At 66.5% G+C, this 19,299-nt stretch carries 16 protein-coding genes; 9 read left to right on the top strand and 7 right to left on the bottom strand.

Annotated features, from left to right (window positions below; genetic code table 11):
• The first annotated feature begins 1 nt into the window (after position 1).
• The gene (locus G3N58_RS25395) at positions 2 to 946 is read left to right on the top strand and encodes an amidohydrolase family protein (RefSeq protein ID WP_206000497.1); all 945 of its coding nucleotides are present in this window, start codon (positions 2 to 4) and stop codon (positions 944 to 946) included.
• A 100-nt stretch (positions 947 to 1,046) separates the two neighbouring features.
• Here G3N58_RS25395 and G3N58_RS34285 read toward each other — a convergent pair whose 3' ends face one another.
• Complete coding sequence (locus G3N58_RS34285; RefSeq protein WP_241017231.1) at positions 1,047 to 1,328, bottom strand: immunity 50 family protein; 282 nt, start codon at positions 1,326 to 1,328, stop codon at positions 1,047 to 1,049.
• Positions 1,329 to 1,824: 496 nt separating this feature from the next.
• On the opposite strand from G3N58_RS34285, the gene G3N58_RS25385 reads away from it, so the two are divergent.
• Complete coding sequence (locus tag G3N58_RS25385; protein WP_167049547.1) at positions 1,825 to 2,193, top strand: hypothetical protein; 369 nt, start codon at positions 1,825 to 1,827, stop codon at positions 2,191 to 2,193.
• 192 nt (positions 2,194 to 2,385) lie between these two features.
• On the opposite strand, the gene G3N58_RS25380 is transcribed toward G3N58_RS25385, so the two are convergent.
• Together G3N58_RS25380 and G3N58_RS25375 are read right to left on the bottom strand one after the other, a co-directional pair.
• Positions 2,386 to 2,652 carry a hypothetical protein gene (locus G3N58_RS25380; protein WP_167049549.1) on the bottom strand — a complete coding sequence of 89 codons (267 nt, stop codon included), beginning with the start codon at positions 2,650 to 2,652 and terminating at the stop codon, positions 2,386 to 2,388.
• 202 nt (positions 2,653 to 2,854) lie between these two features.
• Positions 2,855 to 3,931: a substrate-binding domain-containing protein gene (locus tag G3N58_RS25375; RefSeq protein WP_167049551.1), complete on the bottom strand. Its 1,077-nt coding sequence runs from the start codon at positions 3,929 to 3,931 to the stop codon at positions 2,855 to 2,857.
• A 134-nt stretch (positions 3,932 to 4,065) separates the two neighbouring features.
• Here G3N58_RS25375 and G3N58_RS25370 point away from each other — a divergent pair, with 134 nt between their 5' ends.
• From G3N58_RS25370 to G3N58_RS25355, 4 genes are read left to right on the top strand one after another with little or no spacing between them, the layout of a single operon-like run.
• Positions 4,066 to 4,551 carry an NAD(P)H-dependent oxidoreductase subunit E gene (locus G3N58_RS25370; RefSeq protein ID WP_167284678.1) on the top strand — a complete coding sequence of 162 codons (486 nt, stop codon included), beginning with the start codon at positions 4,066 to 4,068 and terminating at the stop codon, positions 4,549 to 4,551.
• Entirely contained in the window at positions 4,548 to 6,125 is a 1,578-nt protein-coding gene (locus G3N58_RS25365) for a formate dehydrogenase beta subunit (protein ID WP_206000496.1), read from the top strand. Before G3N58_RS25370 ends, G3N58_RS25365 begins: the two co-directional genes overlap by 4 nt.
• A gap of 15 nt (positions 6,126 to 6,140) precedes the next feature.
• Positions 6,141 to 9,098 carry a formate dehydrogenase subunit alpha gene (gene fdhF / locus G3N58_RS25360; protein WP_206000495.1) on the top strand — a complete coding sequence of 986 codons (2,958 nt, stop codon included), beginning with the start codon at positions 6,141 to 6,143 and terminating at the stop codon, positions 9,096 to 9,098.
• Positions 9,099 to 9,106: 8 nt separating this feature from the next.
• The gene (locus G3N58_RS25355) at positions 9,107 to 9,364 is read left to right on the top strand and encodes a formate dehydrogenase subunit delta (RefSeq protein WP_167049559.1); all 258 of its coding nucleotides are present in this window, start codon (positions 9,107 to 9,109) and stop codon (positions 9,362 to 9,364) included.
• 114 nt (positions 9,365 to 9,478) lie between these two features.
• Here G3N58_RS25355 and G3N58_RS25350 read toward each other — a convergent pair whose 3' ends face one another.
• Positions 9,479 to 11,209, bottom strand: a complete 1,731-nt coding sequence (locus G3N58_RS25350) for an FAD-dependent monooxygenase (RefSeq protein ID WP_206000494.1) — start codon at positions 11,207 to 11,209, stop codon at positions 9,479 to 9,481.
• Between the two features lie 251 nt (positions 11,210 to 11,460).
• Here G3N58_RS25350 and G3N58_RS25345 point away from each other — a divergent pair, with 251 nt between their 5' ends.
• On the top strand, positions 11,461 to 13,308 hold the full coding sequence (locus G3N58_RS25345) for a tetratricopeptide repeat protein (RefSeq protein ID WP_206000493.1): 1,848 nt from the start codon (positions 11,461 to 11,463) through the stop codon (positions 13,306 to 13,308).
• Positions 13,309 to 13,471: 163 nt separating this feature from the next.
• Here G3N58_RS25345 and G3N58_RS25340 read toward each other — a convergent pair whose 3' ends face one another.
• Positions 13,472 to 14,773, bottom strand: coding sequence for an MFS transporter (locus G3N58_RS25340; RefSeq protein ID WP_167284673.1), 1,302 nt, complete (start codon positions 14,771 to 14,773; stop codon positions 13,472 to 13,474).
• Positions 14,774 to 15,086: 313 nt separating this feature from the next.
• Between G3N58_RS25340 and G3N58_RS25335 the strand changes: the two genes are divergently transcribed.
• Together G3N58_RS25335 and G3N58_RS25330 are read left to right on the top strand one after the other, a co-directional pair.
• On the top strand, positions 15,087 to 15,611 hold the full coding sequence (locus G3N58_RS25335; protein ID WP_167284672.1) for a GNAT family N-acetyltransferase: 525 nt from the start codon (positions 15,087 to 15,089) through the stop codon (positions 15,609 to 15,611).
• A 266-nt stretch (positions 15,612 to 15,877) separates the two neighbouring features.
• Positions 15,878 to 16,999, top strand: coding sequence for a hypothetical protein (locus G3N58_RS25330; RefSeq protein ID WP_206000492.1), 1,122 nt, complete (start codon positions 15,878 to 15,880; stop codon positions 16,997 to 16,999).
• Positions 17,000 to 17,151: 152 nt separating this feature from the next.
• Here G3N58_RS25330 and G3N58_RS25325 read toward each other — a convergent pair whose 3' ends face one another.
• On the bottom strand, positions 17,152 to 17,880 hold the full coding sequence (locus G3N58_RS25325) for a DUF2968 domain-containing protein (RefSeq protein ID WP_206000491.1): 729 nt from the start codon (positions 17,878 to 17,880) through the stop codon (positions 17,152 to 17,154).
• Positions 17,881 to 18,298: 418 nt separating this feature from the next.
• Positions 18,299 to 19,299: type 1 glutamine amidotransferase (locus G3N58_RS25320; RefSeq protein ID WP_205989220.1), on the bottom strand; the 1,001-nt coding region annotated here is incomplete at its 5' end.

Genomic DNA, 19,299 nt, shown 5'->3' with positions numbered 1-19,299 from the left:
CATGCCCGATATCAAACGCCGCCAATTCCTCGGCATGCTCGGTGCGGGCAGCCTCGCCGCCGCACTGCCCCATCTCGGCGAGTGCGCCGGGATCTGGTCCAGCGGCACCGAGCGGCCATCGTTCAGGCTTCCTGAAGGTACGGTGGACTGCCATATGCACATCTACGACGACCGCTTTCCGAGCGCGCCGGGCACCACGCTGCGGCCGCCCAATGCGACCGTTGGGCAATACCGGCAGATCCAGCAGCGCCTCGGCATGCGCCGCAATGTCGTGGTGACGCCGTCGACCTACGGCACCGACAACCGCTGCCTGCTGGACGCGCTGAAGCAGTTCGGCGCCGACGCGCGCGGCGTGGCGGTCGTGGATACGTCCGTCACCGACGCCGGGCTTGCGCAGATGAACGAAGCGGGCGTTCGCGCCATACGCTTCAATCTCAGCTATCCGGGCGCCACGACCGTCGAGATGCTCGCGCCGCTTGCGGCCCGTGTCGCGCCGCTCGGCTGGCACATCGAGCTGGTCGTGCAGGGCGCGAAGCTGCCGGCGCTGGAGAAGCACCTGCTCGCGTTGCCGTGCCCTCTCGTGCTCGATCACATCGCGCATGTTCCGCAGCCGGACGGCCTCGGCTCGGATGCCATGAAGAGCGCGCGCAAACTGGTCGAGCGCGGCAATACCTGGGTGACGCTCTCGGGCCCGTACGTCGATACGAAAAGCGGCGCGCCCGAGTATGCCGACGTCGCGCCGGTGGCGAAAGCATTCATCGCGATGGCGCCCGAGCGCATGCTGTGGGGCACCGACTGGCCTCATCCCACGGAAAAAACCACCAAGCCCGACGATGCGGGATTGGTGGATGTGATCGCGTCGTGGATCGGCCGTAGCGATTGGCAACGGATGATCTTCGCGTCCAATCCGGAGAAGTTATACGGGTTTCCTCAGATCGCCCGTTGAGGGCGTTTGCCGCGCGAGGGATGGTGTCGCGTTTTTTCACGTTTTGTCACGACAAGGCCGGCGGTGGAGCCGCCCTCTCTCTCCGGCCGCGGCATGGCTCTTACGAAACCTCGCGCACATAAGGCCGCACGTCGACGATCACGACTTCCTTGCACGTCAGCCGGATATCAAGACCGACATTCGGCATGAGGTCCAGCCGGATCAATGCTCCCGGTGCTTGCGCGAGCGTCATCTCCATGATCGTGGCTTCCTCGAGCATGGCGTTCACGTCGATCTCGGAAGTCCGCACGTCCAGACAGTCGAGCACGACCACCTGATCGGGACGTCCGTCTACGGCCGGCGCGCCATAACGGTTGTGCAGCACTTCGAGCCGCACATCCACTAGTTCGCGCGTACGCGCACCGGGTAGCAGGCGACCGTCTCCGTCCTCCCGTGTTTGCCGTTCCCGTCGCATGCAAAACGAACGAACCGCCGAATCATGAAAGGACGGATAGCCGCCGAGAGCCCTTGCCAGCGTTTCGCCATGGGTTGCCAGTTCCCATCCTCATGTTTTTTGCGGGTGACTCTTTGGCGGACTATTCATCGCGTGACCCTTATTCAAGATTGATTGGCGACAGGGGCAGGCTGGATCGTGCCCCACGCGCGGAATATTCCCCCGCTCCCACCCGTTCATCCCGTACGCGCGCGCCGGTGAAGCCGGTGAATCGCGCCGGCGGATCGCAAATCGGCATCCGCTGCCTATACTCGAACCTGGCGAAGTCCAACGCAGATGTCCAGCGCGTTAGCAAAACGCGTTGCCAGAAACGCAGTGCCCGCAACACGCGGTCAAACCGCACCGTCCGACCATCCAACACGTCGTCAACACAGGAGCCCGCATCATGCGCAAGTCCATCCTCGTCCTGGCCCCACTCGCCTTCGTTGCGCTGCAACAGAGCGCCCTCGCCGATCCGCCCAAGGTAGACGGCGGCCGCTTCGTCACCGCGGACGGCATGTCGCTCTACACCTTCGACAAGGACACCACCCCAGGCGTGAGCGCCTGCACCGGCGGCTGCATGAGTTACTGGCCCGCGGCGACGGCAGCCCCGACCGACAAGCCCGCGGGCGACCTGACGCTGATCCCGACCGCGGACGGCAAGCAGCAGTGGGCGTACAAGGGTCATCCGCTCTATCGCTATTCGTCCGACAAGCAGGCGGGGGATACGAAGGGCGACGGTTTCAAGGACGTGTGGCACATCGCCAAGCCTTGAACCGACACACGCGGAAACACTTCGGTCGCAAGGCATATCGGCCGTAGGCTGTCACAAATCGCCCACGCAGAACCGCGCGGGGAAGCAGGCCCACAAAGCACAACGCCGGCGCAAAGCCGGCGTTGTCGTTGCCTCGGGCACTGTCAGACGTTCGACGTTATCAGACGTCGACCGAAGCCCGGCACACCCCTCTTACTGGTCCTGAGGACACTGCAGATTGCAGCCGTTCGGATCGCCCATGTCGCCACGCTTGCGCGCCGCCGTGGGTTTGCCATGCTGATACTTGCTCGACGGCGCGGACGCCGCGAACGGCATCTGCGGATGTTCGTTGATACGGAACTCGTCCTGCAGGATGCCGCCCGGCACGCCGGGCGAATTCTGCGCGAAAGCAACGGAAACGGTGGCGCAAAGCACACCCGCCGCGGCGACCGCGGCACATGCGTGAAGAAGAGCTTTCATAGTGTTCGGCGCGGCGTGGCGCGTGGTTAAAGCGGATGCGAAGCCAAGAGAGTAGCTGAAACGAACGCACTTCGCAGCGGCCTACGCAGCTTAACGATTACAACCGCTTACGCCATCGCCGGGGCAGCGCCGATTCCACCGTCCATCCCAGCGCACTTTCCAGCGCGCTTGCCACCCCACTTGCCATCGCGTTTTCCACCGCTCAAACCGCCTCTCCAAGCCCTTCCGCCAGATCCACGAGCCTGCCGCAGTCGCGCGGATCGTAGCCGTCGAGCTGCTCGACGCGATGGCGAAACGCGCTGCCGCGCAGCAGTTCGATCACCGAGGCGAGCGGCGCGCGCGTCAGATGCGCGCGGTCGCACGCGAAGTAATAGTCTTCGTCGACGACCGGAATGAAGTCGAGCCCGAAGTGATGCGCGGCCGGCTCCACGCCGAAGCCGACGTCCGCCATGCCGCTCGCGACGAAGGCCGCGATCGCCGAATGCGTGAGTTCGGTGGACGCGTAGCCGTTGACCCGGTCCGGGTCCACGCCGATCCGGCGCAGCGCGAGATCGAGCAGCATGCGCGTGCCGGAACCCGGCTGCCGGTTGACGAAGCGGATGTCGTCGCGCGCGAGATCGCCGAGGCCGCCGATCCGCTTCGGGTTGCCCTTGCCGATGAACAGCCCTTGCTTGCGCCGCGTCAGATGCACGAGCACATGGCGCTGCGGATCGAGCCAGCGCCGATAGGTATCGGCGCACACCGCGCGGAATTCGCCGAGCGGCAGGTGAAAACCCGCCAGATCGCACTCGCCGCGCGCGAGTGCACTGACCGCGTCCGCGCTGTCGCGATATTTGATCTCGACCGGCAGATCGTGCGCGACGAGCGCCGTCACCAGTGCGGCCACCGCGTAACCGTGCGAGGCGTGGATGCGCACGTCGTCGGCGGGCGGCGCGAGCCAGCGGTTCAGGTCGCTCGCCACCTCGCTCGCGAGCGCCTGCAGATTGCCGTCGAGCCGCTCGCCGCACAGCCGCTGCGCGCGCAGCACCGCCTGGCCGAGTTCGGAGAGCACCGAGCCGCGCCCGCGCTCTTTCTCGATCAGCGCGCCGCCCAGACGCTCCTCGATGCCGCGCAGCAAACCCCACGCATGCCGGTAGGACAAACCCTTAAGCGCCGCGGCTTGGGCAATGCTGCCCGATTCGTCGACGAGCGCGAGCAGCGGCACCAGCTCCGACAGGCTGGCCTCGCGGCCGTCCGCACCCTTCACCACCAGTTCGACCTGGCATTCGATCCTGACCATATATGTGTATCTCTTTCCTATTGCGTGCGCCCGTCGGCCCGCCTATCGTTCGGCTATACCATATCGAATAAGCGAAGCATACGTGCACGTATTATGAATAACAAGTGCATATATCGCTTTGGAGGAGCCCCCTTTTGGAAGATTCTCTCGCCACGGCGCCGGAGCAACTCGTGCAACGTCACGCACAGCCTGGCCGCACGCTCATCACGATCCTGCACGCGATCCAGGACGAAGTCGGCTATGTGCCGCCCGCCACGGTCGAGCCGCTCGCCCGCGCGCTGAGCCTGTCGCGCGCGGAAGTGCACGGCGTCATCACCTACTACCACCATTTCCGCACCACGCCGGCCGCGCCCGTCACTGTGCAGCTGTGCCGCGCCGAAGCGTGCCGCAGCATGGGCACCGAAGCGCTCGCGCGGCACATCGAGGCGCACACCGGCTGCCGCTTCGACGCCGGCCATCAGGACGGCGCCACCGTCGAACTGGAATCGGCGTACTGCCTCGGCCAATGCGCGCTGTCGCCGGCGCTGATGCTCAACGGCACGCTGCACGCGCGCGTGTCGCCGCAGAAATTCGACGCGCTGTTCGCCGCGGCCCGCACATGCGTGGAGGTGCCGGCATGACACGCCTCTACGTTCCCCGCGATTCGTCGGCGCTCGCGCTCGGCGCCGATGCCGTTGCCGAGGCCATCGCGAGCGAAGCCGCGCGCCGCGGCATGCAGATCGAACTGATCCGCAACGGCTCGCGCGGCTTGCTGTGGCTCGAACCGCTCGTCGAAGTCGCCACGCCTGAGGGCCGCGTCGGCTATGCGAACGTCGAAGCGGCCGACGTCGCCGCGCTGTTCGACGCGGGCTTCGTCGACGGCGGCGAACACGCGCGACGCGTCGGCGTGGTCGACGAGATGCCGTATCTGAAGAAGCAGCAGCGCCTGACCTTCGCGCGCATCGGCATCACCGATCCGCTGTCGATCGACGACTATGTCGCCCACGGCGGCCTCGAAGGCTTGCGCGCGGCGCTGCAAACCGACGGCGACGCCGCCTGCGAAGCGCTGATCGAATCGGGCCTGCGCGGACGCGGCGGCGCGGCGTTTCCGGCCGGCATCAAATGGCGCACGGTGCGCGGCGCGAAGGCGGCGCAGAAGTACATCGTCTGCAATGCCGACGAGGGCGACTCCGGCACCTTCTCCGATCGCCTCGTGATGGAAAGCGATCCGTACATGCTGATCGAAGGCATGATCATCGCGGGCGTCGTGACCGGCGCGAGCGTCGGCCACATCTACGTGCGCAGCGAATACCCACACTCGATCGCGACGCTCGAAACGGCCATCGGCCGCGCGCGCGCCGCCGGCTGGCTCGGCGACAGCGTGCTCGGCTCGACCGCGCATCGTTTCGAACTGTTCGTCGCGAAAGGCGCGGGCTCGTACGTGTGCGGCGAGGAAACCGCCTTGCTCGAATCGCTCGAAGGCAAGCGCGGCATCGTGCGCGCGAAGCCGCCGGTGCCGGCGCTTGCCGGTCTCTACGGCCAGCCCACCGTAATCAACAACGTGATCACGCTCGCCACGGTACCGATCATCTTCGCGCGCGGCGCGGCGTTCTACAAAGACTTCGGCATGGGCCGCTCGCGCGGCACGCTGCCGTTCCAGCTGGCCGGCAACATCAAGCGCGGCGGCCTCGTCGAACTCGCGTTCGGCGTGACCCTGCGCGAACTGCTGAACGATTACGGCGGCGGCACCGCCAGCGGCCGGCCGGCGCGCGCGGTGCAGGTCGGCGGTCCGCTCGGCACCTATCTGCCCGAGAGCCAGTGGGACATCCCGATGGACTACGAAGCGTACGCGGCGGTCGGCGCGGTGATCGGCCACGGCGGTCTCGTCGTGCATGACGACACCTCGAACCTCGCCGAACTCGCGCAATACGCGATGCACTTCTGCGCGCTCGAATCGTGCGGCAAATGCACGCCGTGCCGGATCGGCTCGACGCGCGGCGTCGAGGTGATCGCGCGGATTCGCAACGGCGATACGTCGACGCGCCAGGTGCAACTGCTGCGCGATCTGTGCGACACGATGGTGTCCGGTTCGCTGTGCGCGATGGGCGGCATGACGCCGTATCCGGTGCTGTCCGCGCTCGATCATTTCCCCGCAGATTTCGGTCTCGCCGCCGATGCCGCTGCCGGCCACGCCACCCAAGCGGCCGCGGCCTGACCCAGGAGCCCCATCATGTCCGATCAGCTCAACTCTTCCACCGGCGGCTGCGGCTCAGGCAACTGCGCGTGCAAGTCGCAGGCCATGGCGCGCGCTGCCAACCCGTTCTCCGACGACACCGACTACGGCACGCCCGCCCGTCACGCGGACGTCGACGTCACGCTCGAAATCGACGGCCAGGCGGTGACGGTGCCCGCCGGCACCTCGGTGATGCGCGCGGCGGTCGAAGCCGGCGTCAACGTACCGAAGCTCTGCGCGACCGATTCGCTCGAACCGTTCGGCTCGTGCCGTCTGTGCCTCGTCGAAATCGAAGGACGGCGCGGCTATCCGGCCTCGTGCACGACGCCGGTCGAAGCCGGCATGAAGGTGCGCACGCAGACCGACCGTCTGCAATCGCTGCGCCGCAACGTGATGGAGCTGTACATCTCCGACCATCCGCTCGACTGCCTGACCTGCCCCGCCAACGGCGACTGCGAACTGCAGGACATGGCGGGCGTGACGGGCCTGCGCGAGGTGCGCTACGGCTTCGACGGCGCGAATCACCTGAAGGACAGGAAGGACGAATCGAATCCGTACTTCACCTACGACCCGTCGAAGTGCATCGTCTGCAATCGCTGCGTGCGCGCCTGCGAGGAAACCCAGGGCACGTTCGCGCTGACGATCGCCGGCCGCGGTTTCGAATCGCGCGTCGCCGCCAGCGAGAACCAGCCGTTCATGGAATCGGAGTGCGTGTCGTGCGGCGCCTGCGTCGCCGCCTGCCCGACCGCGACCTTGCAGGAAAAGACCGTCGTGATGCTCGGCCAGCCCGAGCACTCGGTCGTGACCACCTGTGCGTATTGCGGCGTCGGCTGCTCGTTCAAGGCCGAGATGAAGGGCAACCAGGTCGTGCGGATGGTGCCGCACAAGAACGGCCAGGCCAACGAAGGCCATGCCTGCGTGAAGGGCCGCTTCGCATGGGGCTACGCGACGCACAAGGACCGCATCAAGAAACCGATGATCCGCGCGAAGATCACCGACCCGTGGCGCGAAGTCAGTTGGGAAGAAGCGATCTCGTATGCGGCCTCGGAATTCCGCCGCATCCAGGCGAAGCACGGGCGCGATTCGATCGGCGGCATCACGTCGTCGCGCTGCACCAACGAAGAGACTTACCTCGTGCAGAAGCTCGTGCGCGCCGCGTTCGGCAACAACAACGTCGACACCTGCGCGCGCGTCTGCCATTCGCCGACCGGCTATGGCCTGAAGACCACGCTCGGTGAATCAGCGGGTACGCAGACCTTCGCCTCGATCGATAAGGCCGACGTCATCATGGTGATCGGCGCGAATCCAACCGACGGCCACCCGGTGTTCGGCTCGCGCCTGAAGCGGCGCGTGCGCGCGGGCGCGAAGCTGATCGTCGTCGATCCGCGCAGGATCGACATCGTCGATACGCCGCACGTGAAGGCCTCGCATCATCTGCAATTGCGGCCCGGCACCAATGTCGCGATCGTCAATGCGCTCGCGCATGTGATCGTCACCGAAGGTCTGCTTAACGAAGCGTTTGTCGCCGAGCGCTGCGAAACGCGCGCGTTCGAGCAATGGCGCGCGTTCGTCGCGCTGCCGGAGAACTCGCCCGAAGCGACCGAGGCCGCGACCGGCGTGCCCGCGCAGCAGGTGCGCGAAGCCGCGCGCGTCTACGCGACCGGCGGCAATGCCGCGATCTACTACGGCCTCGGCGTCACCGAACACGCGCAAGGCTCGACGACGGTGATCGGCATCGCGAACCTCGCGATGGCAACCGGCAATGTCGGCCGCGAAGGTGTCGGCGTGAATCCGCTGCGCGGCCAGAACAATGTGCAGGGCTCATGCGACATGGGCTCGTTCCCGCACGAGTTGCCGGGCTATCGCCATATCGGCGACACGGTCACGCGTTCGCTGTTCGAAGACGCCTGGCACGTCACGCTGCAACCGGAACCGGGCCTGCGCATTCCGAACATGTTCGACGCCGCGCTGCACGGCAGCTTCATGGGCCTCTACTGCCAAGGCGAGGACATCGTCCAGTCGGACCCGAACACGCATCATGTGGCGGCGGCGTTGTCGTCGATGGAATGCATCGTCGTGCAGGATATCTTCCTGAACGAGACCGCCAAATACGCGCACGTGCTGCTGCCCGGCTCGTCGTTCCTCGAAAAGGACGGCACGTTCACCAATGCCGAGCGCCGCATCTCGCGCGTGCGCAAGGTGATGCCGCCGCTCGGCGGCTATGCGGACTGGGAAGTCACGCTGCTGCTCTCGCGCGCGCTCGGCTACGAGATGGACTACGCGCATCCGTCCGAGATCATGGACGAAATCGCGCGGCTCACGCCGACCTTCCACGGCGTGTCGTACCGCAAGCTCGACGAAATGGGCAGCATCCAGTGGCCGTGCAACGAAGAAGCGCCCGACGGCACGCCGACCATGCACGTCGACACCTTCGTGCGCGGCAAGGGCAAGTTCGTGATCACCAAGTTCATCGCATCGCCTGAAAAAGTCACGCGCCGGTATCCGCTGCTGCTGACGACGGGCCGCATCCTCTCGCAGTACAACGTCGGCGCGCAGACGCGCCGCACCGAGAACTCGCTGTGGCATGACGAAGACCGGCTCGAACTGCATCCGCACGACGCGGAAGAACGCGGTATCAGGACCGGCGACTGGGTCGGCATCGAATCGCGCGCGGGGCAGACCGTGCTGCGCGCGAAGGTCACGGAGCGGATGCAGCCGGGCGTCGTCTATACGACGTTCCACTTCCCCGAATCGGGCGCGAACGTCATCACCACCGACAGTTCCGACTGGGCCACCAACTGCCCCGAGTACAAGGTGACCGCGGTACAGGTGATGCCGGTCGAGCAGCCGTCGCAATGGCAGAAGGACTACTCGCGCTTCAATAGCGAGCAGCTCGAACTGCTCAAGCAGCGCGAGCCGGCCAAGGCGCCCGCCGCCGTCACCTCGGGCAAGTGAGGCGAGCCATGGACAATCGGAATCTGATCGACATGGCGAACCGGATCGGCGATTTCTTCGAATCGATGCCCGATCACGAGGAGGCGCTGAGCGGCGTCGCCGACCATATCCATCGTTTCTGGGAGCCGCGCATGCGGCGCGCGCTGCTCACGACGCTCGACGAAGCGCCGGATACGTATGACATCGCGCTGTCGGACTTCACGCGCGAGGCGATCGTCAGGTATCGCGAGAAGCTGACGCCGGCGCAAACACCAGCAGCAGTTTAGGTCCAGGTCCAGTCCCGGAGCGCTTTCGCATGAGCCGCGCGCGCAACGAGGTTGCGCGCGCTGGCATGCGCATGCGAGACCGGGATCGACGTTCAACTCAACGAGTGTCAGGCCTCACAGCGCCACCTGCTCCCGTATCTCCCCCGCCGCCGTGAACCACGCTTCGCAGTGCCTCAACAGGCCGTGCAGGTCCGAGCCGGTACGCCCGCGCGCGCCGATATAGCCATCGGGCCGCACCAGATAGAACGACGGCCGCGTGCGGCCATACGATTCGGCGAGCGCGGGCGCGCCGTCGCCGCTCGTATCGGTAACGCGCCAGATTCGCACCGCGCCCGGCAGCAGGCGCTCGACTTCGGCCGCGAGCTTCTCCACCTCGGGGTCGGCCGGCGGCGCATGCTTCGCGGCGGGATCGAGCGGCGTGCCGTCGACCGGCAGCGGCGGCACCAGCAGAAACAGCGAGAAAAACGCCGGATCGTGCAGATCGAAGAGGCAGCCGACCCCGGGCGCGCGCCCGAGCGGACCATCGACCACATGCACGAGCGCATCGGGCGCGCGTTCGCCCGCACGCGGGCCGCCGTCGAGCACGCGTTCGAGCGTGAGCGGACTGCGCCGGTACTGGACCGACAGTTCGCTGATCGTCGCGCGCGCGGCATCGCGCAGCGGACCGAGCGCGGCCAGCACCGGCATCACGCGCTCGCGCAACAGCTTCAGCGGACCGTGACCGGCTTCGGCCATCTGCGTGATGAAGCCGGTCTGCCGCAGCACGTCGCGCCCGATCGGATGCCGTTCGAGGTGGTACGTATCGAGCAGCCGGTCGGGCGCGGCGCCGCGAATCACGCGCGCGAGTTTCCAGCCGAGGTTCAGCGCTTCCTGGATGCCGGTGTTCATGCCCTGCGCGGCGGCCGGGCTGTGCACATGCGCGGCGTCGCCGGCCAGAAAGATGCGGCCCACGCGCAGGCGATCCACCATGCGGCTATTCACGTGGAAATACGAGGACCACGCGAGATCCGAGACGTCGACACGCTCGCGCACGCGCCGCGCGATCAGCGTCTTGCATTGTTCGAGCGACGGCGGCGGCGGCAGATTCAGCGGCGGGCCCGGCGGCGGCTCGCTGGGCGCCACCGGCACGACGGCGGCACCCGGCAGCCCGGCCGCGTGATCGGCAATCAGACGATGGCGGCCGTGGCCCATCGGAAACAGCGCGACGAGGCCTTCACCGGACGCGAAGATATGGAACTGGTCGTCGGGCCAGTCGGTTTCGGCGCGCAGATCGGCGAGCAGAAACGTCTGCCCGAAGGTCTTGCCCTCGAAGCTCAGGGCGAGCCGGTGGCGAATCAGACTATGCGCGCCGTCGGCCGCGATCAGGTGCGACGGACGCAGCGTTTCGGTGTGGCCGTCCGCGCGGCGCAGCGTCGCCTGAATGCTCGCCGAGCCCTGCATGAACGAGGTCAGTTCGGTGCCGCGCTCGACCGTCACGCCGAGCGTCGCCAGATGCTCGGTGAGCAGCCGCTCGGTCACAGACTGATCGAGAAACAGCAGATACGGATAGCGCGTGTGCAGCGGATCGAAATCGAGCTGCGCAAGCCGCATGCCGTTCGAGAACAGATTGGCGACGCGCGCGCGATGGCCGAGTTCGAGAAACGGTTCGATCAGCCGATGCTGTTCGAGCAGTTCGAGCGTGCGCGCCTGAATGCCGATCGCGCGCGAATGCGGATTCGGCTGCGCCGCCTTGTCGATCAGACGCACGGGGATATGGGCGCGCGCGAGACTCATCGCTGCGGCAAGTCCAGTGGGACCGGCCCCGACGATCAGCACCGGCGACGCGTCGTAGGCGACAGCGTCCATGCGGAACTCCGGAGGCAACAATGCGTTCTAGTGTACGCCGCCGACAAGCCGCGCACGGGTGCGCTGCATCAATCGCGTGGCGGCACATGCGTCACGCGCGGGCGCGGCGCCTGTCGCTCGTCGGGATGCGCCCGTGCGATGGGTCCGGGAGATAGGTCCACAAGAGATGTCCACAACCGGCGCAAATCGGAGTCCGCCCGCGCAAGTATGGGAAAATGCGCCCTCGTCCGCTCCGAATGCCCTCCCCCGTCATGCAACCCGTTTTTGACCGCGCGTTCGCGGCGCATCGTGACGGCCGCCTCGACGAAGCCGAACGCGGCTATCGCGCCACGCTCGACCACGACCCCAGCCACGTCGACGCACTGCACCTGCTCGGCGTGCTGCGCCATCAGCAAGGCCAGCATGAGGAAGCCGCCGCGCTCGTGCGGCGCGCGGTGAATCTGCGTCCCGGCGACGCCGCGCTGCAACTGAACCTCGGCAATGCATTGAGGGCGCTCGGCCAGGTCGACGCCGCGATCGAGCAGTTCCGCAACGCGCTCACGCTCGCGCCGACGTTCCCGATGGCGCACTACAACCTCGGCAACGCGTATGCGTCGGTGGGCCGTCACGAAGACGCCGCCGACGCGTTCAGCCGCTCGCTGCGCCTGCAACCGGACGACGCGTCCTCGCACAACAATCTCGGCAACGCACTGCACGCGCTCGGGCGTCATGCAGAGGCGATCACGTCGTTCCGGCGCACGCTGGAGCTGCGCCCCGATCACGCGGGCGCGCTGAACAACCTCGGCATGTCGCTGAACGCGCTCGACCGGCCGGCCGAAGCCGTGCCCTGCTTCGAGGCCGCGCTCGCCACCGAGCCGCGCTTCGTCGCCGCGCACTTCAATCTCGCCAATACACTCGACGCCACCGGTCGCCATGCCGAGGCGGTCGCCTCGTTCGAGGCGGCGCTGCGCCTGCAGCCGAATCTGCCGCCCGCGATCTACGGCATGGGCAATGCGCTCGCGGCGCTCGGCCGGGCCGCCGAGGCGCAGCCGTACCTGGAACGCTCGGTCGGTCTCGATCCGCAATTCGCGCTCGCATGGCTCGCGCTCGGCACCGTGCACCAGGCGCTCGGCGCACAGGCCGCCGCCGTGCGCGCATTCGATCAGGCGTTGCGTCTGCGCCCCGATCTCGCGGCCGCGCATATGAACCGCTCGCTGGCCTGGCTCGCGATGCGCGATTTCGCGCGCGGGCTGCCCGAATACGAATGGCGGCTGCAAACGGTCGCGCAGCCGGTTATCGAAACCTTGCCGCGCTGGCATGGCGAGCCGATCGAGGACCGCGTGCTGCTGGTCCATGCGGAACAGGGTTTCGGCGACACGCTGCAATTCGTGCGCTTCGTGCCGCTGGTCGCGCAGCGCGCCGCGCGCGTCGTGCTCGAAGTGCAGCCGTCGTTGCTGCCGCTCCTCGCGCCCGCCGCGCGAACGTGGCGCGTGACGCTGATCGCGCGCGGCCAGCCGCGCCCGGCCGCCGATCTGCAGATTCCGCTCTTGAGCCTGCCGTTCGCGCTCGGCACGAACTACGACACGATTCCGGGCCGCACGCCGTATCTAAGCGTGCCGCCCGCGTATGGCCGCAAATGGCGCGGCTCGCTCGGCGGCCAGGCGAAACGCAAGATCGGGCTCGCGTGGTCGGGACGCATTCAGCGCAACGAAACGCGTTCGATGCCGCTTGCCGCGCTCGAACCGCTGTTCGCACTCGACGGCATCGACTGGATCGTGCTGCAACCCGACCTGAACGATGCCGAACGCGCGACGCTCGACGCGCATCCGCGCGCGGCCTCGATTCATCGCTTCGACAAACGTATCGGCGACTTCGCCGATACCGCCGCGATCATCGAGCGGCTCGATGCGGTCGTGTCGATCGACACGTCGATCGCGCACCTGGCCGGCGCGCTGCGCAAGCCGCTCTGGCTGATGCTGCCGTTCGCCGCCGACTGGCGCTGGTTCGAAGACGACACGCGCAGCCCGTGGTATGCGGGCGCGACACTCGTGCGTCAGCCGCGGCCCGGCGCGTGGGATGACGTGGCCGATGCGGTGGCGAAGGCATTGCGCAACGGTTAGCGGCAAGCGCACGGCGTCGTGGGAACGCGGAAATGCGGGAACGCAGGAGCACGCGTCGCAACCACCCTACGCCGTCGCACACTCTCGCGCCTCGCCACGCGCCGCCCAACAAAAAGCCCCGCATACGCGGGGCTTTTTGTTTTCAGACGATCAGCCGAACCCGTCAGGCCGCCCGATACTGATTGCGCGATTCCGGCGTGCGATACAGGAACAGCGTCGCGAGCAGACCGCAGATCGCCGCCACGCCGAGCACCAGACCCGGCGCCGCCTTGTTGCTCGTCACGTGGATCACCAGCGTGGCGATGGCCGGCGTAAAGCCGCCGATCGTCGTCGCGAGGCTGTAGGCGAGCGAGAAGCCGGCGGTGCGCACTTCGACCGGCATCACCTCGGTCAGCGCCACGACCATCGCGCCGTTGTAGCAGCCGTACAGGAACGACAGCCACAATTGCACGAGCAGGAGACGCACGAACGACGGATCGGCGACGAGCCATTGCAGCGCCGGATACGCAGTGAGAATCGTCAGGACCGTGAACACGAGCAGCACCGGACGGCGCCCGATACGGTCCGACAGCGCGCCCGAAAGCGGCAGCCAGATCAGGTTCGAGATACCGACGCAGACCGTGACGACGAGCGTGTCGATGGCCGAGAGCTTCAGCACTTCCCTGCCGAAGGTCGGCGTGTAGGCGGTAATCATGTAGAACGACACGGTCGTCATGATGACCATGCCCATGCCGCCGAGCACGATCGGGTAATTCGCGAGCATCGACTTCATGATCTCGCCCATGCTCGGACGATGCTTGCGCGCTGCGAACTCCTCGGTTTCCTGCAGCGAGCGGCGGATGATGAACAGGAACGGCACGATCAGGCAACCGATCAGGAACGGTACGCGCCAGCCCCATGCGAACATCTGGTCGGCAGGCAGCAGCTTGTTGAGCAGCACGCCGATCAGCGCGGCGAACACCACCGCGACCTGCTGGCTGCCCGACTGCCACGAGCAGTAGAAGCCCTTGTTGCCCTTCGTCGCGATCTCCGAGAGATACACCGACACGCCGCCGAGCTCGACGCCGGCCGAGAAGCCTTGCAGCAGCCGCCCGAGCAGCACGAGCACCGGTGCGAGGAGCCCGAGGGTCGCGTAGCCGGGGATTGCCGCGACCGTCAGCGTGCCGAGCGCCATCAGGCTCAGCGTGAGGATCAGGCCTTTGCGGCGGCCGTGATGGTCGATGTAGGCGCCGAGCACGATCGCGCCGAGCGGACGCATCAGGAAGCCCGCACCGAACACCGACAGCGACAGCATCAGCGAGGCGAAATCGTTGCCGCTCGGGAAGTAGGTCTTGGCGATCGCCGAAGCGTAGTAGCCATAGACCATGAAGTCGTACATCTCAAGAAAGTTGCCGCTGACGACGCGGAAGACTGTCTTGACCTTGGATTCTTCGGTAGCGGAAGTAGCGTGGGTCGCAGTAGACATGACACTCTCGTGTGAGCCCGCCGTGCTGTTCGATAGTCGGCGACAGTCGCGGTCAGGCAGTTGAAACGATCCCCTGCGTTCGGCAAGCGGATGCCACGAACGATACCGGAAAAGCGCGCGCGAGGGCGCCGCATTTTGCTGTTCGCGATGCACCGCCGGTATCAGGGTAAACATCGTGATTCATGCGGGGCCCGCGCCACGTAATGTTACTGCTGAACACGCCGCCGCGAAACGCATACAGTTTGCTTACGCGACACCGGCACGCAGCGCGGTAAACTTTTCGTGCAACACCATTGAGTCGATTCTTACCCCGATGCGAACCACCCCTGCTCTTTCATTGCGTCCCGCGACCACCGAGGACGCCGCGCTCATTGCATCGATTCACAGCGCCAGCTGGCAGGCCACTTATCGCGGCCTGTTGCCCGATGCGTTCCTCGATGGCGAAGTCACGCGCGAACGCGCCGCCTACTGGGCCGCGCGTCTCGATGCGCCGGGCGGCGAGCGCCGCACCGTGCTGATCGCCGAACTCGGCGACGAGCCGACCGGCTTCGTGTGCGTCGAGCGACAGCCCGAGTCCGCGTGGGGTGTGCTGCTCGACAACCTGCACGCGCTGCCCGGCTACCAGGGCATCGGCGTCGGCAAGCTGCTGATGCGCGCCGCCGAAGACTGGGCGCGCGCGCAAGGCGAGACGCAGCTGTATCTGTACGTGCTCGAAGGCAATACGCCGGCAATCGGCTTCTATGAGCGGCAGGGCTGGCAGTTCGTCGGCGCGGAGCCCGATCATATGGGCGGGGTCGACATCACGGCGTTGCGGTATGTGTACCGGTTGAGTCCCTGAACGTATAGGACATCATTTTCGGAGAAGTCCGAACGTCAAAAGGGTCTGTTTCAAGGCATCATTTTCTGTTTGCCGATGGCTTCATCGGGTCGAGCCTTTGCATCGCGCCGCTATCAGGTCTCCGAATCAATCGGGATCGCGCGATGAGGGCAGCAGCCCAGGCTCGCGCCGAGTCGCCATCGGCTCCCACAGATTCTGCGACTGCCCACCGGCGCTCCGTCGTCGTCGGGTGCGGGAAGAAACCGATGCCTAGCACTCCGTTCACCTTGATCGAAGGCGCTTACGCGCTACCACGCCTGCGTCCGCTCGCTCATTTGCCCGCGCCGTTCGGCCGCGACTGGTCTGCGCATCCGCCCGGCGAAGCCTGGCGCGCGGAACTCGAATTGCGCTGTGTCGCGCTGCTGCGCACCGCGTGCCTGAGAGACAGGGACATGTTCGCGTGCTGCGAGTGGCAGCCGTTCGACAGGCCGGATGTGGCGGCGCCTGCGACCAGGGCCACGCGCGCCGCCGAGGTTGCGCGGCCCACGATTATTTCCAGCGCAAGCGGTGCCGACGCGCTGCGAACCTTCGCCCAGGAGCCGATGCGAATCCCGCTCAGGGTACGCCCGTCCCGGCACGCAAAACGTCGCGCTTCGCGGCATTGGGCTGCGATAGCGGGCGGTACCTGTATGGTCGGCGGCGCGGCGATGCTGGCGTGGATTGCGATGGGCCAGCATTTCGCGCCGACTCGGATGGCAGGTGCGCTGCTGAAACCCTTCGACATGCTTATGGCTAGCCACGATGTGCACGAGGTACACGAGGTGCGGCCTGAGCAGGATTACACGCGCAATGAGGTTGCGCATCGGCAAACGCGGGATGTCGGCGAAGTCGACGCTCCGGCTCCAGTGACTGTTACGCCGGCAACGAGGCATGCCGAGGTCGTTGCTACACCGAGCGTCCCACCTGTCGCTGCATCGGTGCACAAAGCGCTAAGACGGGATGCGCCAATCCACCCCGCTCACTCGATCCATTCGAGCAACGTGGTCACCCGGCATTCCGGCAACATGCCGCGCGCCAGGAAGGATCACAGGCCGGAGCAAGGCGGTGCTGTGCAGATGGCGTCGTCACATGGCACGCCGCGCATCGCGCTCATGCGTGCCGCACCGGTCGCTTCGCCTCGATTGCACACTCGCCCGGTTGTGCGAACCGACTCGCTACCGGCGCAAGCACGCTTTAGCCGCGACGAATACGCCGCCGTGACCATGGCCGCCGCCACACCCGTGTACGAGATCGCGCCACCGCCACGCCCGGCCGCGTCGAACGATGCGTCGGCCAGCAACGGCACGGAGTGGATGACTCACATCTCGCAGCGCCGCGTCACCGAAATTCCGGAGCAATTCGCGAAGTGAGCGGAACGTCCGCACGACGTCATCCGCGGGCGGGATTCAGCTGCGCTGTTCGAATCGACCAATAGATCGAGCGATAGGTGGAGGTAAAAAAACCCGGCTCTTCCCCAGAGCCGGGCTTTGTCAGGGTCGCGTTCATGGCCGACCCCAAGCGCTTATTTCTGCGCCGGCAAACCCGCTTCGGCCTGTTGCCGCAACTGCTCGACCTCGCTCTGCACCTGACGCAACTGCGCTTGCGCCTTGTCGCGCTCGGCGCTCAACGTGAGCGCTTCGCCGTGCGCCTGCCGCTGATAGTCGTCGACCTTGGCCTGCTGCGTACGCGCGACCTCGACGTCGGCCTGCAAGCGCTGCGCCTGTTCCTGCGAGGTCGCGATGATGCCCTGCAGATACGCGGTCTGCGCCTGCAATTGCGTGCGGCGAATCTCGACGTCGGCGAGCCGCGCCGTCTGCTGCGCAAAATCGGTGTAGATGGCTTCCGCGCGCCCGGCATCGTCGGACTGGATCACGCGCCAGAAATGCTTGTCCTGAAACAGCGCGACGTAATACGTCATCCGTGCCGGATAGAAAAGCAGGCTTGCGCCGTAGCTGCCGTTGTACGTGGTGCGCAACTCGCTCAGGTTCGAGTCGTGTATCAATTGCATCAGCTCGGCGACGTCGCCTCGCGCACTGCCCGCTGGCGCCGAGGCATCCGCAGCCGTGGGCGCACTTGCCGCACTTGCAGACGCGGCATCGCCGGGTTGCGGCGTCAGTTCGCTCACGGCCGGCCGCGTGCCGGCCACCGGTGCGGTGCCGCCATCCTGCCCCGCCTGCACGGCACCGGCATGCCAGAACGCATACGCGCCCGCGAGCAGCAACGCGCGTCGAATTACCAGGGAAAACCTCATACTGCCTGCTCCACGCCAATCCAGAATAGCCGGTGATTATCGCGCGGATTCGCGACAAGGCGAAGTACCGCGCCGCTGTCTCGCGCTATCTCAAATAGGGTGGAAATCGAGATACGTCGATCAGCAAAGATTCAAGCAAGATTCGCACGGTCACGAAACCGCCATCGCACCTTGCCAGCGACCAGGCAACACCGTGGATTCCTGACTATCCAGATAAAAACCGGCAAGCGCGAACGCACGCCGGCCGCCCATGCCAACACGCAAACCATCGGCACAGCGGCAACACAGACCGCAACGGTACGACACCAGGAGCGTCAGAAGAAAAAACGCGCCGCCGCATAGCGCGACAGCGCGTCGAACAAACCGGCGACGAGAAACGCAGAGCGCGCCACCCCTCGCACGCAGGCGGAAAACCCGGCTAGAACCGCGTCTCCCGCGCCACGCGCAGGAACGTATCGAGCAACGGCGTGCAATCGAGCAGTTCCGGGCCGCCCGCGCGATGAAACTCCGGATGCCACTGCACGCCCATCACGAACGGCGCGCGCCGGTAGCGCACGGCCTCGATGATGCCGTCCGACGCCGACACCGCCTCGATATTGAGATCGCGGCCGAGCGTCTTCACCGCCTGGTGGTGGATCGAGTTGACGATCGCGTCGCGCCGCCCCGGGAACATGTTGAGCAATGTCGAGCCGTCCGGAAAATGGACGCCGTGGCGGTGCTGATCGTAGTTCTCGTTGACGTGCGCACCGGCGGTCGGCACATCGGTCGCGATGTCCTGATACAAGGTGCCGCCGAACGCGACGTTGATCAGCTGGCAGCCGCGGCAGACGCCGAGCACCGGCTTGCCCGACTCGACGAACTCGTGTAGCAGTTCGAGTTCGTACATGTCGCGCACGCGGTCGCCGGGCCACTCGTGACTGATTGCCGTTTCCGCATAGGTCTGCGGCGAGACGTCGGCGCCGCCTTGCAGCAGCAGGCCGTCGAGATGCTTGGCGTAGTCGCGCAAGCGGATGTTGCTCGGGTGCAGCATGCCCTGATGACCGACCGTCGGAATCATGAACACGATCACGTCGCGTGACATGACCCAGTGCGCGATCGATTCCTCGAGATACTGCAAGGTCTTGCCGCGCAGCCCCTTCGCACCCGGCTCCGGATGGAAGATGCGCGCCGACACGCCGATGCGCAGCGTGCGCTGCGTGATCCGCTGGCCCGCGCGATCGAACAGTTGCCGCGCGCGCGCCGCGATGATGCGGCCGAACACGCTCCACGCCGAATCGCTCTGCCGCAGATAGCGCGGCGGCGACGGCGGGAATGCATTGGGCGGCGGCGGATTGGTCGCGCTGAAATCGGGTGCCGCGCCGAACCCTGGCGGCGGCGCGCCGGCCGGGCGCGCGGTGGCCGCGTCTTCGGCGGCGGGCA

Source organism: Paraburkholderia sp. Ac-20342 (assembly GCF_017104985.1).
Taxonomy (GTDB): domain Bacteria; phylum Pseudomonadota; class Gammaproteobacteria; order Burkholderiales; family Burkholderiaceae; genus Paraburkholderia.
The sequence above is the reverse complement of the archived record's forward strand: the minus strand, read 5'-3'. Positions and strand labels throughout refer to the sequence as shown.

What these genes read in the sequence shown, in the direction of transcription:
- G3N58_RS25375 (WP_167049551.1), bottom strand. Translation starts at nt 3,931, where the DNA reads ATGGTCAGGATCGAATGCCAGGTCGAACTGGTGGTGAAGGGTGCGGAC.
- G3N58_RS25350 (WP_206000494.1), bottom strand. Translation starts at nt 11,209, where the DNA reads ATGGACGCTGTCGCCTACGACGCGTCGCCGGTGCTGATCGTCGGGGCC.
- G3N58_RS25355 (WP_167049559.1), top strand. Translation starts at nt 9,107, where the DNA reads ATGGACAATCGGAATCTGATCGACATGGCGAACCGGATCGGCGATTTC.
- G3N58_RS25345 (WP_206000493.1), top strand. Translation starts at nt 11,461, where the DNA reads ATGCAACCCGTTTTTGACCGCGCGTTCGCGGCGCATCGTGACGGCCGC.
- G3N58_RS25335 (WP_167284672.1), top strand. Translation starts at nt 15,087, where the DNA reads ATGCGAACCACCCCTGCTCTTTCATTGCGTCCCGCGACCACCGAGGAC.
- G3N58_RS25395 (WP_206000497.1), top strand. Translation starts at nt 2, where the DNA reads ATGCCCGATATCAAACGCCGCCAATTCCTCGGCATGCTCGGTGCGGGC.
- G3N58_RS25325 (WP_206000491.1), bottom strand. Translation starts at nt 17,880, where the DNA reads ATGAGGTTTTCCCTGGTAATTCGACGCGCGTTGCTGCTCGCGGGCGCG.
- G3N58_RS25380 (WP_167049549.1), bottom strand. Translation starts at nt 2,652, where the DNA reads ATGAAAGCTCTTCTTCACGCATGTGCCGCGGTCGCCGCGGCGGGTGTG.
- G3N58_RS25385 (WP_167049547.1), top strand. Translation starts at nt 1,825, where the DNA reads ATGCGCAAGTCCATCCTCGTCCTGGCCCCACTCGCCTTCGTTGCGCTG.
- fdhF (WP_206000495.1), top strand. Translation starts at nt 6,141, where the DNA reads ATGTCCGATCAGCTCAACTCTTCCACCGGCGGCTGCGGCTCAGGCAAC.
- G3N58_RS25365 (WP_206000496.1), top strand. Translation starts at nt 4,548, where the DNA reads ATGACACGCCTCTACGTTCCCCGCGATTCGTCGGCGCTCGCGCTCGGC.
- G3N58_RS25340 (WP_167284673.1), bottom strand. Translation starts at nt 14,773, where the DNA reads ATGTCTACTGCGACCCACGCTACTTCCGCTACCGAAGAATCCAAGGTC.